We start from the raw sequence: 12456 nt of genomic DNA on the forward strand, positions 1-12456 counted from the left end.
GGCCTCGCCACCTCATCGAGGATTGGGCGTCAGGCATTGCGGGGGTAGCGGAAACCAGCGCAGCGCTTCGAAGTGCGATGGGAGGCCGGTGAGACCATCGGGGACCTCCTCGGGGCGGGCCTCGACCAGAGTGCGGGCCTCGTGTAAGTGTTCGGCCAACGCGGCCTCGTCGAGGGTCTCGTCGTCCGTCGAGTAGTGCAGAGCGCCAGCACTGTCGTAGAAGAGATCTGTCAGGCGCAACGGGGGCTGGTGAGTCCCCCCACGGTGGCGCCACAGGCCGGTGTCCGGACTGAAGATGTAGTCGGTGAGGAGACGGTGGCCGAATGAGGCCAGTAACTCCACGGCCTCGATCAGATAGTCGCGCACGGTGTCGGAAATGAAGTAGTTGAAGTTGATCCGTGTCCAGCCGGGTTTGATGCCCTCGCAACCCAAGGCGATTTCGTCTCGGTAGGCGCGCGAATTCTGCGGATCAATGGCCAGGAGCCGATGCCCGTACGGGCCTGCGCAGGAGCAGCCGCCGCGAGCTTGGATGCCGAACAAGTCGTTGAGCAGGGCTACGACGTAGTTGTGGTGCAGGTAGCGATCCACGCCTGAACGGACTCGGAAGGACACGATGGACAGTCGTCGGGCATGAGGGTGGCCCAGGATTTCGATGTTCGGGTGATCGCGCCACCGGGCAAAGGCATGACGCCATAGCCGCTGTTCCCGTTGCTCGATGAGGTCGGTACCGACGGCGTCTTTAAGTGCGAAGACCAGCCCGGCGCGGATCGACTCGATGATCGCCGGGGTTCCGCCCTCTTCCCGGGCAACAGGATCATCGAGGTATCGGTGCCCGATCGGGTCCACAAACGCCACCGTGCCCCCTCCCGGCACGGTGGGCACGGCGTTGCGCACCAACTCACGACGGACCACGAGGACGCCAGGAGTCTGGGGCCCGCCGACGAACTTGTGCGGCGAGAGAAAGATCGCATCCTTATGGTCGCCCCGACCAGGAGCGCTCTCCCGCACCCGGATCGGAACATAGGGACCGGCAGCAGCGAAGTCCCAGAAGGACAACGCGCCGTGCTCATGAAGCAGGGTGGCGATCCGATCGGTGTCCGACAAGACGCCGGTGACGTTGGAGGCGGCAGAGAAGCTACCGATACGCAGAGGTCGGTCCGCGTAGTGGATCAGCCGGTCCGCGAGTTGTCCCTGGTCGATGTGACCGCCAGCGTCTTCGTCGATCACGACCAGGTCGGCGATGGACTCCCGCCATGGCAACTCGTTGGAGTGGTGTTCGTAGGGGCCGATGAACACCACCGGCCGCTGCGACTCGGGTACCCGCCCACCCCACCGGTAGTGCCCGGCCAGCCCTGACGGTACGCGGAGTTCGAGAATGCCAACCAATTTGTTCACCGCCGCCGTTGCCCCGGACCCGCAAAAGATCACCAGATCGTTCTCGGTGCCGCCAACCGCGTCGTGGATCATCTGGCGTGCGTCCTGCCGCAGCCGTGAGGTCTGCAATCCGGTACCAGAGCTTTCGGTGTGGGTGTTGGCGTATCGCGGTAAGACTTGCCTGCGGATGAAGTCCTCGAGAAAATCCAGTGACCGCCCGGAAGCGGTGTAGTCGGCGTAGGTGATCCGGCGTCGGCCATAGGGTCCGTCCAAGACCTCGCCTTCACCGATAACCCCTTGCCGAACCCGCTCGAGCAAGGGTGAGGTGGGGACCGGCGCCGCCCAGACGTCCGCGTTCCCGGTCACCGTATCCATGCGGTGCCTTCCTTCTGCCGCGGCTAGCCAGCGCCCCGGATACAGCCAGCGTGCCCCTGGGCCATGCGCCGCGCCAGGGCCATTGGTCTTCTAGGACACGCGAGCCGAAGAAGTGGCCCAGCGGTGGGAAGGTGCTTCGACGAATTCGCCGCCGTAACGATCTCATCGAGGACCCTGGATGCCCTCAAATGCGGGCCGCTACCGCCCGCCGCTCGGAGAGATCCACCACCACCTGGGTAGGTACCTCTCAGCCGTGGAGGCTTCCACGAACAGCGGATACCGCACAGTGCATCGCCGAATACGAGCCCCGGAACACCTGTACCTGACACACACCGTCGAGGGCGAACCGCGGGGGCTATTTTCGACGCGATTTATCAATTCGATGCCTGGCTCGGTGGTGGCGACATCTGAGGACGGCTATGCCACAGGCTCTGGCAGGCGCCGTCATCCACGCCCACCTCACCGAGCCCCCGCCCAGACCCACTGTCCAACGTCCAGAAATACCTCCGATCTCGATACCATCGTCGGCACTGCGCTGGCGAAGGCACCCCCGCCCGCTACCCGACCTGAACGAGCCTCGCCCACGCCGCGGAGGATCAGCTGAGTCCGGCGGCGCGGCCTGCGCGACCGGAGAGGACGGCGAACGCGTCGCGTAGTGACTGCGGGCCGATGACCTCGATCTCGGTGTCGAACCGTGCCAAGGTTGCGGCGAGGGCTGCCCAGGACCAGGAACCGGCGAGCAGTCTGGTTCGGGTGGGGGTGAGTTCCTCGACGATACCGTCGCCGGCGAACGGGATCACCTGTGCGGCAGGGATATCCAGGATCACCTCACCGCGGCACGGCCAGATGTTCACGGTTTCGGAACCCTTGAATCGGGCCGAGAGGAAGGCGGCGATATCACCGCCCGGCACCGTCCGGGGTGTGAAGCGCGGTCCGTTGGGGACGCGGAGGGTCATGCGGTCGGCGCGGTAGATCCGCCAGTCCCCGCGCTCCGGATTCCATCCGATTAGGTACCAGTGTCCGTTCCGGACGACGAGGTGGTGGGGCTGCACCCGTCGCGGCGGCCGGAGACCGGCGTCGTCCGTCCGCACCGGAGGCTCGTAGTCGAACCGTACCTCCTCGCCAGATCGGATGGCAGCGCTGAGGGCGAATAGCACGTGGGTATCGGCTTGGGGATCGGCTCCTCGCTCAGCGGATTCGACCGCGCTGATCTCGAGTGAGTCGACGCGCTGCCGCAAGCGGGACGGCAGGACCTGACGGACGGTAGCGAGGGCCCGCGCGGCGGACTCTTCGATACCCGCACCCGTCCCGGCCGCGATCCGCAACGCCACGGCCAGCGCGACCGCTTGATCGTCGTCGAACAGCAGCGGCGGCAGTTCGCTGCCCGCCTCGAGTCGATAACCACCCTCCGGTCCCTTGACCGCCCGGACGGGGTAACCGAGCCCGCGGAGGCGATCGACGTCGCGCCGCACCGTGCGTTCACTGACACCCAGCCGCCGAGCGAGCAGACCCCCTGGCCAATCGCGGCGGACCTGGAGCATCGACAGCAGCGAGAGCAGGCGGCGGGAGGTCGCCGTCGAAGAAGCGTTCGGCATGTCGGCCAGACTGCCATGAGAAGCGGACATTCCCTGACCGCTACCGATGCCAGAGTCGCCCTCGTCGCCGGAACCCTCCGGCGCGAACCAATTTCCGAAGGGACTGGATCACTATGTCGGTAAACGCTGTTGCCCACCTGAACTTCCACGGACAGGCCCGTGCGGCCCTGGAGTTCTACCAGTCGGTGTTCGGCGGTCAGATCACCATCGCCACCTACGGCGACTTCGGGATGCCCGCAGGGTTGCCCGACGCCGCCAAGGTGGTATTCGGACAGGTCATTGCGGACAACGGCTTCCGGGTCATGGCCTACGACGTGCCCGGCGAGAACGAACCGGCCGCACCGGCCGCTCCCACGACCCGCCGCGAGAACGGCGCCACCCTCACCTCGGAGCCGTTCTTCCTGTCGGTCCGCGGCGAGACCACCGACGAGGTCGGCGCGCTGTGGGAACGTCTCGCGGACGGTGCGACGGTCATCGAGGAATTCGGCCCGGCGCAGTGGGCACCCGCCTCCGGAATGCTGTGCGATCGCTTCGGCATCACCTGGATCCTCGACGTCGCGGCCGAGTACACCCCGGTCTGAGCGTCCACGCTGCTCGGGGTGCGAGCGGAATCCGGTCGCACCCCGGCTCCACTGTCCGGCGCGACACTCGACACAGGAGACACCCCACAACGCGCGGAAGATCTTGGTATCAGCCGATTTTCGACGGCGCCATCACAGCTGCAGCAGTTTCCCATTACCAAGCCCGCGACGACTGCACCGGCTACAAACCCGCCCTCACCCCCGGCCAGGTCCAGCAGCTACGTGTGCAGCCGCCGCCCAGGTATGGAACACAACGGTAACAGCGAGCGTGCGAGGGCGCAGACAACCTTCGCCAACCCACCCCCCGCCAATTTCATCGAACTGCACACACACGGCATCGAACTGCTGCGCCTGATCCTGGCCGGCGTATTCGACCTGAGCACGACAACTCGCCAGTTCCTGGAAAGTCACGTAGCGACGCCGGGCAGGAATCCGTTGTCGTCCACCCCGGTCGGGTGCTGCACCCCGGCTGTCATGCAGACCATCCGCGCATGTTCCAGCGCTACCGGGTCGACCCCGCGGGTGACGACGAGATAGTCACGCATGACGGTCCCGTGCCGGTTCTCCTCGGCGGTCCACCGCCCCACCCAGGTGTGCCCCAGGCGCCGTCGGGTCATCGCCACGCGCACCTCGCGCGGCGCGGTTGCGATTGTCGGTGAGGCATTCGATCAGCACCGCGACACCATTGGGGCCGTAGCCCTCGTACATGATGGTCTGCCAGTCGGCGCCGCCGGCCTCTTCACCGCCGCCGCGCTTGCGGGCACGCTCGATGTTGTCGTTCGGAACCGACGACTTCTTCGCCTTCTGGATGGCGTCGTACAACGTCGGATTGCCCGCCGGGTCACTGCCACCAGTGCGGGCCGCCACCTCGATGTTCTTGATCAACTTGGCGAAGAGCTTGCCGCGCTTCGGTGCGGCACCGACCGTCAACCGCGCGGTGACCACGGCCGCGATCGGTGCGGCGGCGGCCAGGAACACCAGTGGCGCGACCACGGCTCGCGGTCCTGACCCGCCGCGACGGCGACCGACGCATGGGGCCGCCGGACGCCTATCACCGCGGGTACGACACCTACGGCCCGAACTAGGGTGATGGAAATCCGTGATGAATCGCCAGATTTCCGTGGTACCCGCATGGGCGCGGCGACGGTGTTCGATACGACGTCACGTGGCGCGAGGTTGCCTCGCGGATGTAACCCGTTGGTCACCGAATTGCCTTCGGTCAACGAGTGTCGCTCACCCACCGCGAACGGCCTCGTTGATCGGCGGCCTGCGTCCGACGCTGCCGAGGGGGCGAGTCGGCCTGGTCAACCAGGATCGCTGGCGAATCCGTTGTTCTTGCTGGCGCATTCTGCCGACACCGGTAGCTGTCCCTTGACTGTGATCGGGTGTTCACGATATGTTCGTGAACATGAGTTCACGGATATCTCTGCAGTGCAGGGAACTGACCAAGGCCTATGGCGGGAAGGTCGTTGTCGATAGCGTCTCCTTCGAGGTCTTGCCGGGCATGATTACGGCTTTTGTCGGAGCGAATGGTGCAGGCAAGACGACCACGATGCGAATGCTGATGGGATTGGTTCATCCCACCAGCGGGCGTGCGCTGGTTGACGGGTGCGCATATCGCGACCTTGCTGAGCCGCGGCGACATGTCGGTGCGGTACTGGATGGGCCCGGCGCCCATCCGAATCATTCGGCACGCACTCATCTGCGGCTGATCGCGCGAGCTGCCTCCCTCCCCCTTGGTCGCGTCGACCAAGTTCTGGAGGAAGTCGATCTCACCGCCAGTGCAGGCCAGCGTTGCGGAACCTTCTCGTTGGGCATGCGACAGCGGCTTGCTCTTGCATCAGCATTGCTCGGTGACCCGTCCACGCTTGTGCTCGACGAGCCCCTCAACGGACTCGACCCGCCCGGGATCCTCTGGATGCGCGGCTTGCTGCGCGACATGGCGGCGCGTGGACGTGCGGTGCTCGTGTCCAGCCACCTGCTGAATGAGGTCGCGGAAATCGCGGACAAAGCTCTCGTTATCAGCGGCGGCAAGCTGGTTGCCGACGCGCCGATCACGGAGCTGTTGTCCAGAGGCGAAAAGGTTGTCGAGTTGCGCACAGGACGTCCGGACATTGTGCTCGATACGGTTCGTGCGCGCGGGCTGTCCGTCCAACAGGACGGAGACCTATTAACGCTCAAAGGCATGTCCGCTGAAGAGGTCGGGCAACTGGTTTCGGAGCTAGATGCCGGTCCGATCCGCTGGCTAGGCGAACGAGCCGGAAGTCTTGAAGACGCTTACTTCGATCTTGTCGCGGCCGACGGTAAGGGGTCCCGGTCATGAAGTCGGTTTTGAATGCCGAACTGCGGCGGGCCTGGACGAGTCCGTCGAACTGGTGGCTACTGCTGGCCACAGTCGCTGTGGGTGTCCTCGGAACTCTCGCTCCCCTGCTGACAACCGACCCACAACCAGCTGTCCTCCTGGCCGAGGCCAAGATCAGGGAAGCGATGCACGGTGCCGCAGGAGGCGCTGTGCTCGTCGCGATTGCCGGCATCATCGCCATGGCCGGGGACTGGCGCTTCGGCCAGGCTACGCAATCTTTCTTGACGACACCGCGACGGTCGATTGTCGTATGGGCGAGAGCGATCGTGTACAGCGTGGTCGGTATCGGGTATGGGGTTATCGCCAGCATCGGCGCAACCCTTACCGCATACATCTGGTATCAATCACACGACGTGGCGTTTCCCTTGGTTGGTTCTACCGTCTGGCTTACGATCACCGGCTGCATCGCGGTCGCCACGCTCTTCGGTGTCCTCGGTATCGGCATCGGTGCCGTCTCCCGTCAGCAAACAGTTGCCATAGTTGCGACCCTGGCATGGATGGTTTTGGTCGAACCAGCCCTTTTTCAAGCTTCACCAAAATTATTCCGCTGGTTGCCGGGAATGGCCGCACTGAGTCTGCGCGGTATGCCGAGCCCTGAACTCCTCCCAGTATTTCCTGCGACATTGGTGGTTGTCGGAATTGTCGTAGGATCTTTAGTGCTGGGAATGCGTCTCGTGAATCGTGATGATGTCAGTGCGTAAACGGTCGGCCGACGCTACCGCAGAACTTCGGGCAACACTGATCGAGCATGCGCGGGCTCTGGTCGTGCGCGGTGGCCCGCATGCGCTGACGTTACGTGCGTTGGCCAACGAAGCGAACTGTGCACTGGGACTGCCGTACAAATTGTTCACCGACCGCACCGAGATCGTCACTGAGGTCATCCGCTCGGATCTTTTTCGATTCGTCGCTGCTCACGAAGAACTGATTGATCGTGCTGACACTGCCACAGTCGCTGACAACATATTGTGGTTCACTGAGTTGATTATCGGCTCTCCATCGGTCGCCTTGGCCTCCGATGTTTTCACGGACGAGAAGTTGGCCGAGACCGTACAGGCTGTGGTCGCCGAAGTGGCGCCCAACTTGCGCGGCTTCGAAAAGCCCATCGCTGACTATTTGAGAGCCGAGCAACGTTGCGGTCGGGTCGATGCCGATGTCGATGTCGATGCCTTCGGGTTCCTTATAGCTGGTGCAATGCACAACTTGGTCGCGTCGGGGCCGATGTACCCGCGACCCACCCCCGCCCAATTGCAGCACTACATTCAAGCTGTTACCGACAAGCTAGGAAAAGGTGAGAAATGATGGGAAAATCGGATCCCCAGGAAAAGAGTCCGCAATCCAATAATGGCGAAATGCCGCTTCGGCAGAAGCTTGTTATTGCGCTTGCCATTGTGATACTCGTTGTCGTCGGAGTTGTCTTGCATCTTGTTGGTATCTTGCCTCCGGGGCAGTGACCGGGATGCGGTTGCCCAGGGGTCGGCAAAAATTATCTTCAGCAGCAGTGGATCAGGAGTATTAAGCCATGGCAGTAACTTTGATCAATCCGAAGGGGTTGCCGAAGCCGGTCGGATATCATCATGTTTCGATCGCTACCGGTTCGAAACTGATTTTCTTATCCGGCCAGGTTGCCCGCGACGCCGAAAATCGTCCAATCGGTGCCGGCGATCTCGGAGCGCAGGCCGAACAGGCCATTATCAATATTGCAGCAGCTCTTTCCGAAGTCGGCGCCTCATTCGATGATATAGTAAAGCTGACTATCTACGTAGTCGATTGGTCGCCGGACTTGATGCCCGCACTCGGTGGCGGCATAGCCCGAGCAGCGCAAAAGCTCGGCATCAACCCCTCCACACCCAGTACTTTGCTGGGTGTTACCGCGCTCGCCGAGCCCGACCTGCTGGTCGAGATCGAAGCCACCGCCGTAATCGAATGACAATGACGCCAGCATGCAGCGCCGCCGCGGCAAGGCGCCCCGCCAATCCGAATGCGATATTCCGGCTGATCGGGCCGAGGAATAGCACGAGTGCATCCAGGGCTGCTCGCAGCACTGCCGATGGCAGCTTTCCAAGGTAGGACGAGTGAAAGGACGCGGTGCGGGCGAGTGTTGGTGAACAACGCCGCGATCGACTTCATCGGAGCCTTGGAAGAACAGGAAGAAACCGATTACCGCAGGCTGTTCGAGGTCAATTTCTTCGGCGCCGTCGCCCTGACCCGCGAAGTCCTCCCCGGCATGCGTCGTCGTCGCACGGGTGTCATCGTCAACGTCTCCTCGATGGACGGCCTAGCCAGCTTGCCCGCGAATGGCTACTACTCGGCGAGCAAGTTCGCGCTGGAGGGCTTCACCGAGGCCCTCTGGCAGGAGATCGAACCGCTGGGACTACACGCCTTGGTGATCCAGCCCGGTTCCTTCCGCACCGGTATCGAGCACCGCACGAAAGCCTCGGGCCAGGCGATCGAGGACTACGCGGCCACAGCCGGCGCCTTCCGAGGCATCTTGGACCGCCTTACCCCCGAAATGTTTCCCGGAGACCCGGAGAAGGCCGCCGAAGCCATCTACGCGGTCGCGACGTCGTCCCAGCCCCGTCACTGGGTCGTCCTGGGCAGTGATGCCCAGCGCCGGATCGGAGCCAAGCTCGATCAACTTCGAGCTGAGTTCGACGCGGGCAAGGACCTCGCGCTCAGTACCGACTTCCCGGGGAGCGCCGACAACGCCGTGCTTTGAATTGGTGAACCCCGGGAACACACGCACAGTCGACTGCATAGCGCCGTTCGTCGCCGTCCAGGGACTGGGCTGCTGATACCTCGCCGCTTCAGCGGGGAGGTCCCGGGGAGCCTCGCGGCGGTCGTCTAGAGGATGCTGCGGCACTATAACGACAGCCCGGGACCGGCTATACGAGTTCATGGTTGAATCGTCCGCGCTGGCATACACGTTGGCGCGGGTAGGCGAGGGATTCCTCTACAACGACGCGGTTGCTGATATGCACGGTGATGTCGAGCACCTGCAGCAGGTGCAGCGAATTCTGCTCGGAACGCCGAGTTGACTACCGTGAATACAGTCGGCGCCGTACCCACGAGCGACTTGGCATACGCTGCCCCGGCCCTACACTCGACCACGCTCCCCCTGGCCAACATGATCGTCTCCAACGTGCCCGGACCGCAGATACCGTTGTACGCCGCAGGAATTCGAGTGGCCGGGACCTACCCCATCTCCGTACTCACCGACCTCTCGGGCCCACTCAACATCACCGTCATGTCCTACAACGGCCGCCTCGACTTCGGCATCCTCGCCAGCACCGGCACCATCCCGGACGTCTGGAACATCGCCACCTACCTACAAGAGGCACTCACCGAACTAGTTCAATAGCCGCTCCTGCTTCGATGTCGTCGCGGACTTGGTCGAGGTGGGCGAGGATGCCGTCGACGGCATCGGCGCCGAGCAACCATCCACGCGTGCTATCGGATGATGAGGGTTTGCCGAATCTCGTCCGAGCCGAACCAGTCCGCGCTGAACCGCAGCGCAAGTTCGGCGTCGAATCGTCGGCACGAGAAGATGTTCAGATAGGCCCGACCCAGCTTCTCGCTGAAATGCCCTACGACGCTGGAGGTCTCGATCAACTGCACCAGGGTGTAGCCGGAGGTGGCCGGATCGTTGTGGCCGAAGTGCTCGATTATCGGCTCACCGTAGGGATGCATCTCGATGAGCCTGACGAGTTCGCGGGCGTAGCCCCGAATTGTTTCGGCGTCACTGATCGCCTCCGGGGCGCAGCCGCCGAGGTCCAGGATCAGTTCCATCCCGAAGCTCATCGCGCCCGCGCTGTCGTGCCGCCACCGGCGGGCCATCAACGCTCCCCGAATTCGTAGGCGACGAACGTCTGGGTGTCGAGCGTGCGCATCCGCGGATCGCTGTAGCGCCCCAGAATTCGCAGTGAGGACGCCAGCACGGCCTTCTCGTCGACATTGAACGCGCAGTAATCCATGAGCGCGACGCCACCAGCGTGGCGCTGCGGGGCGGACATGGCCTCGAGCATGGCGGCGAAGCCACCGCGTAGGTCTGGCCGGACACCGATGAAACCGATGTACCACAACGTGCGGGCCGCATAGTGCTCCGGATAGTTGCATCGGAAATAGGCGGGCGAGATGAGCGGCCACGCGTCCAGGTCGTTCGTCGAAACACCGAGCCCGACAATGGTGTTGTCGTCGTCGAAAAGTAGGTATTTGGCGATCCGCTCATCACCCATAACGTCGACGAACTCGTCGCGGCGCATGAGATGGCGCTGCGCCGCCATTGTGTTGATCTCGGTGAACGTTTCACTGTAAAAGGTCCACGCCGCGTCGCGGTCGGGCGTCGGACCTATTGCTGGCGTCTCGATGATTTTCACAGTCTTGCTTTCGCCGAGATTTCGGACAGAAGTGCGCTTCCGCCCATTCAGGTAGGGCTGAACGCTATCGGCGGCGGGCTCGGCGGAAAAGAGCCAATATCGTCGAACTGCGCTGGGCCAGGCATGCGGTGCGCGGACCCCCGGCGCTGTTCCTATCAGGACTCGTGGAACCGCAGTTCACCGTCAAATCGCCGCTAGGCGTGGCAGTCCCAGCTTCGCTGCGCGGTCGCCCGGTTCCCCTGCAGCGCGGTGTGCAGCAGGTCGAGCGCGTGGTCGACGTCGGTCGCGGCGATGGCCCCGTATCCGACGATAAGGCCGTCGGGACCGTCGCCCATGCGATACCGGGAGATCGGGAAGATCCCGACGCCGTCCGCCCGCGCGTGAGCCGCGACGGCAGCCGCGTCGACACCGGGCTGGGTCCACGCCGACACGTGCAGGCCCACCGCCGACGGAATGACCGTCAGCAAGTCAGCGAAGCGCGTGGTCAACAGTTCGACTATCCGGTCGTGGCGGGCCTGGTACTCCCGGCGCATCCTCCGGATGTGTTTGGCCAGCATCCCTTCCTCGATGAACCCGAGAAGCGCGGCCTGCGCGGGCTGCGGCGAATGCCAGTCGGTCACGTACTTCGCGGCGCGCAATGCCGCGAAGAGCGGCGCGGGAGCGGCGAGGAAACCGATCCGCAGCACCGGAAGCATGACCTTGGAGAACGTTCCCACGTAGATGACCCGGCCTGCGGGGTCGATGCTGTGCAGCGGCTCGAGCGGACGGCCACCGTAACGGAACTCGGTGTCGTAGTCGTCCTCGATCACCACCACGTCGCGGCTACTCGCCCACTCCAGCAGCGCCCGCCTGCGCTGGGCCGACATCGGCATGCCGAGCGGAAACTGATGCGACGGGGTGACGTATACGATCCGCGTGTGATCGGGCAGCAGGTCGACCCGCATGCCCTCCGAGTCCACGTCGACCCCCACGACGTCGGCCCCGAGGCTGCGAAACAGCTCCCGCACAAGCGGATAGCACGGATTCTCGATCGCCACGCAGTCGCCCGGTCGCAGCAGCACCCGCCCCACCAGGTCCAGCGCCTGCTGGATGCCCTGCGTGATGATGATGTTGTCCGCGGTCACCTGCACGGCGCGCGAAACTCCGATGTGCCGGGCGATGGCCGCCCGCAGCGCGGGCAGCCCCGCCGGATCGATGGGCATTCCGGTGCCGATCGATGATGCCCGGAACGCCTGCGAGGTCAACCGCCGCCACGCCTCATACGGAAACAGCCGCACGTCCGGGATGCCGGGCCGTAGGTCGTACGGCGGCGCGTCGGTGAAGAAGCTGGGCGCGGGCACCCTGATGTCCGCCCACGACGGCGACGGGTGGACCACCGCGACCGATGTGGGCGCGGCCGGGTGACGCCGCTGCCGCGCGACCATGGCGCGCACGAAAATGCCTGCGCCGACCCGGCTTTCGGCCAGACCGTCGGCGACAAGTCGGTCGTAGGCGCCGGTCACGGTATTGCGCGATACCGCCAGCCTGCGCGCCAGTTCCCGGGAAGGCGGCAACGGTTGGCCCGGCACCAGCCGCCCGTCCAGCACGGCGTCCTTGATCTGCCGGTATATCTGCCCGCCGAGGTCGCCGCGGCCGGCGAGGCTCACGTGCAAGTCCACGGTCGGCCTCAGCAATGGGCCAACAACGGAACACGGGCCGGGCCGGGGGCCCGCCAAGCCTGCCCGACGTCGTGCGGGGCAAGCGACAGCCCCGCGATCACGGGTGAATCCAGCCGAGCATGCCTGAAGGTAATCAGG

The 12456-nt window shown here is 64.3% G+C and carries 13 protein-coding genes and 2 pseudogenes; 8 read left to right on the forward strand and 7 right to left on the reverse strand.

Features of this window, described 5'->3' with window-relative positions:
- Nucleotides 1–12: 12 nt before the first annotated feature.
- The gene (locus ACFYOW_RS00240; RefSeq protein ID WP_387282959.1) at nt 13–1749 is read right to left on the reverse strand and encodes an aminotransferase class V-fold PLP-dependent enzyme; all 1737 of its coding nucleotides are present in this window, start codon (nt 1747–1749) and stop codon (nt 13–15) included.
- A 596-nt stretch (nt 1750–2345) separates the two neighbouring features.
- Entirely contained in the window at nt 2346–3344 is a 999-nt protein-coding gene (locus ACFYOW_RS00245; protein ID WP_387282961.1) for a helix-turn-helix transcriptional regulator, read from the reverse strand.
- Between the two features lie 113 nt (nt 3345–3457).
- Here ACFYOW_RS00245 and ACFYOW_RS00250 point away from each other — a divergent pair, with 113 nt between their 5' ends.
- Nucleotides 3458–3925 (forward strand): VOC family protein, encoded by a 468-nt coding sequence (locus ACFYOW_RS00250; protein ID WP_387282963.1) that lies wholly within the window; start codon nt 3458–3460, stop codon nt 3923–3925.
- Between the two features lie 387 nt (nt 3926–4312).
- Here ACFYOW_RS00250 and ACFYOW_RS00255 read toward each other — a convergent pair.
- Together ACFYOW_RS00255 and ACFYOW_RS00260 are read right to left on the reverse strand one after the other, a co-directional pair.
- Nucleotides 4313–4535 (reverse strand): annotated as a pseudogene (locus tag ACFYOW_RS00255) (acyl-ACP desaturase); the annotation flags it as partial.
- Nucleotides 4534–4879, reverse strand: a pseudogene (locus ACFYOW_RS00260) (YebC/PmpR family DNA-binding transcriptional regulator); the annotation flags it as partial. The pseudogenes ACFYOW_RS00255 and ACFYOW_RS00260, both read right to left, overlap by 2 nt.
- 454 nt (nt 4880–5333) lie before the next feature.
- On the opposite strand from ACFYOW_RS00260, the gene ACFYOW_RS00265 reads away from it, so the two are divergent.
- From ACFYOW_RS00265 to ACFYOW_RS00295, 7 genes are all read left to right on the forward strand, one after another.
- Nucleotides 5334–6248: an ABC transporter ATP-binding protein gene (locus tag ACFYOW_RS00265; protein WP_387282965.1), complete on the forward strand. Its 915-nt coding sequence runs from the start codon at nt 5334–5336 to the stop codon at nt 6246–6248.
- Nucleotides 6245–6988: a hypothetical protein gene (locus ACFYOW_RS00270; RefSeq protein WP_387282967.1), complete on the forward strand. Its 744-nt coding sequence runs from the start codon at nt 6245–6247 to the stop codon at nt 6986–6988. The genes ACFYOW_RS00265 and ACFYOW_RS00270 overlap by 4 nt, the downstream gene beginning before the upstream one ends.
- Nucleotides 6972–7586, forward strand: coding sequence for a hypothetical protein (locus ACFYOW_RS00275; RefSeq protein ID WP_387282969.1), 615 nt, complete (start codon nt 6972–6974; stop codon nt 7584–7586). Before ACFYOW_RS00270 ends, ACFYOW_RS00275 begins: the two co-directional genes overlap by 17 nt.
- Before the next feature lie 220 nt (nt 7587–7806).
- Nucleotides 7807–8214 (forward strand): RidA family protein, encoded by a 408-nt coding sequence (locus ACFYOW_RS00280; protein ID WP_387282971.1) that lies wholly within the window; start codon nt 7807–7809, stop codon nt 8212–8214.
- A 174-nt stretch (nt 8215–8388) separates the two neighbouring features.
- On the forward strand, nt 8389–9003 hold the full coding sequence (locus tag ACFYOW_RS00285; protein ID WP_387282973.1) for an SDR family NAD(P)-dependent oxidoreductase: 615 nt from the start codon (nt 8389–8391) through the stop codon (nt 9001–9003).
- Between the two features lie 178 nt (nt 9004–9181).
- Complete coding sequence (locus ACFYOW_RS00290) at nt 9182–9322, forward strand: hypothetical protein (RefSeq protein WP_387282975.1); 141 nt, start codon at nt 9182–9184, stop codon at nt 9320–9322.
- 5 nt (nt 9323–9327) lie between these two features.
- Nucleotides 9328–9645, forward strand: coding sequence for a WS/DGAT domain-containing protein (locus tag ACFYOW_RS00295; protein WP_387282977.1), 318 nt, complete (start codon nt 9328–9330; stop codon nt 9643–9645).
- 89 nt (nt 9646–9734) lie between these two features.
- Here ACFYOW_RS00295 and ACFYOW_RS00300 read toward each other — a convergent pair whose 3' ends face one another.
- The 3 genes from ACFYOW_RS00300 to ACFYOW_RS00310 form a co-directional block, all read right to left on the reverse strand.
- Complete coding sequence (locus ACFYOW_RS00300) at nt 9735–10121, reverse strand: S-adenosylmethionine decarboxylase family protein (RefSeq protein WP_387282979.1); 387 nt, start codon at nt 10119–10121, stop codon at nt 9735–9737.
- Nucleotides 10121–10660 (reverse strand): hypothetical protein, encoded by a 540-nt coding sequence (locus ACFYOW_RS00305; protein WP_387282980.1) that lies wholly within the window; start codon nt 10658–10660, stop codon nt 10121–10123. The genes ACFYOW_RS00300 and ACFYOW_RS00305 overlap by 1 nt, the downstream gene beginning before the upstream one ends.
- A gap of 194 nt (nt 10661–10854) precedes the next feature.
- Nucleotides 10855–12306, reverse strand: a complete 1452-nt coding sequence (locus tag ACFYOW_RS00310; RefSeq protein ID WP_387282982.1) for a PLP-dependent aminotransferase family protein — start codon at nt 12304–12306, stop codon at nt 10855–10857.
- Nucleotides 12307–12456 lie beyond the last annotated feature (150 nt).

Source organism: Nocardia sp. NPDC006982 (assembly GCF_042869435.1).
In the GTDB taxonomy this organism is placed as follows: Bacteria; Actinomycetota; Actinomycetes; order Mycobacteriales; family Mycobacteriaceae; genus Nocardia.

What these genes read in the sequence shown, in the direction of transcription:
- ACFYOW_RS00240 (WP_387282959.1), bottom strand. Translation starts at nt 1,749, where the DNA reads ATGGATACGGTGACCGGGAACGCGGACGTCTGGGCGGCGCCGGTCCCC.
- ACFYOW_RS00245 (WP_387282961.1), bottom strand. Translation starts at nt 3,344, where the DNA reads ATGCCGAACGCTTCTTCGACGGCGACCTCCCGCCGCCTGCTCTCGCTG.
- ACFYOW_RS00250 (WP_387282963.1), top strand. Translation starts at nt 3,458, where the DNA reads ATGTCGGTAAACGCTGTTGCCCACCTGAACTTCCACGGACAGGCCCGT.
- ACFYOW_RS00265 (WP_387282965.1), top strand. Translation starts at nt 5,334, where the DNA reads ATGAGTTCACGGATATCTCTGCAGTGCAGGGAACTGACCAAGGCCTAT.
- ACFYOW_RS00270 (WP_387282967.1), top strand. Translation starts at nt 6,245, where the DNA reads ATGAAGTCGGTTTTGAATGCCGAACTGCGGCGGGCCTGGACGAGTCCG.
- ACFYOW_RS00275 (WP_387282969.1), top strand. Translation starts at nt 6,972, where the DNA reads ATGATGTCAGTGCGTAAACGGTCGGCCGACGCTACCGCAGAACTTCGG.
- ACFYOW_RS00280 (WP_387282971.1), top strand. Translation starts at nt 7,807, where the DNA reads ATGGCAGTAACTTTGATCAATCCGAAGGGGTTGCCGAAGCCGGTCGGA.
- ACFYOW_RS00290 (WP_387282975.1), top strand. Translation starts at nt 9,182, where the DNA reads ATGGTTGAATCGTCCGCGCTGGCATACACGTTGGCGCGGGTAGGCGAG.
- ACFYOW_RS00300 (WP_387282979.1), bottom strand. Translation starts at nt 10,121, where the DNA reads ATGGCCCGCCGGTGGCGGCACGACAGCGCGGGCGCGATGAGCTTCGGG.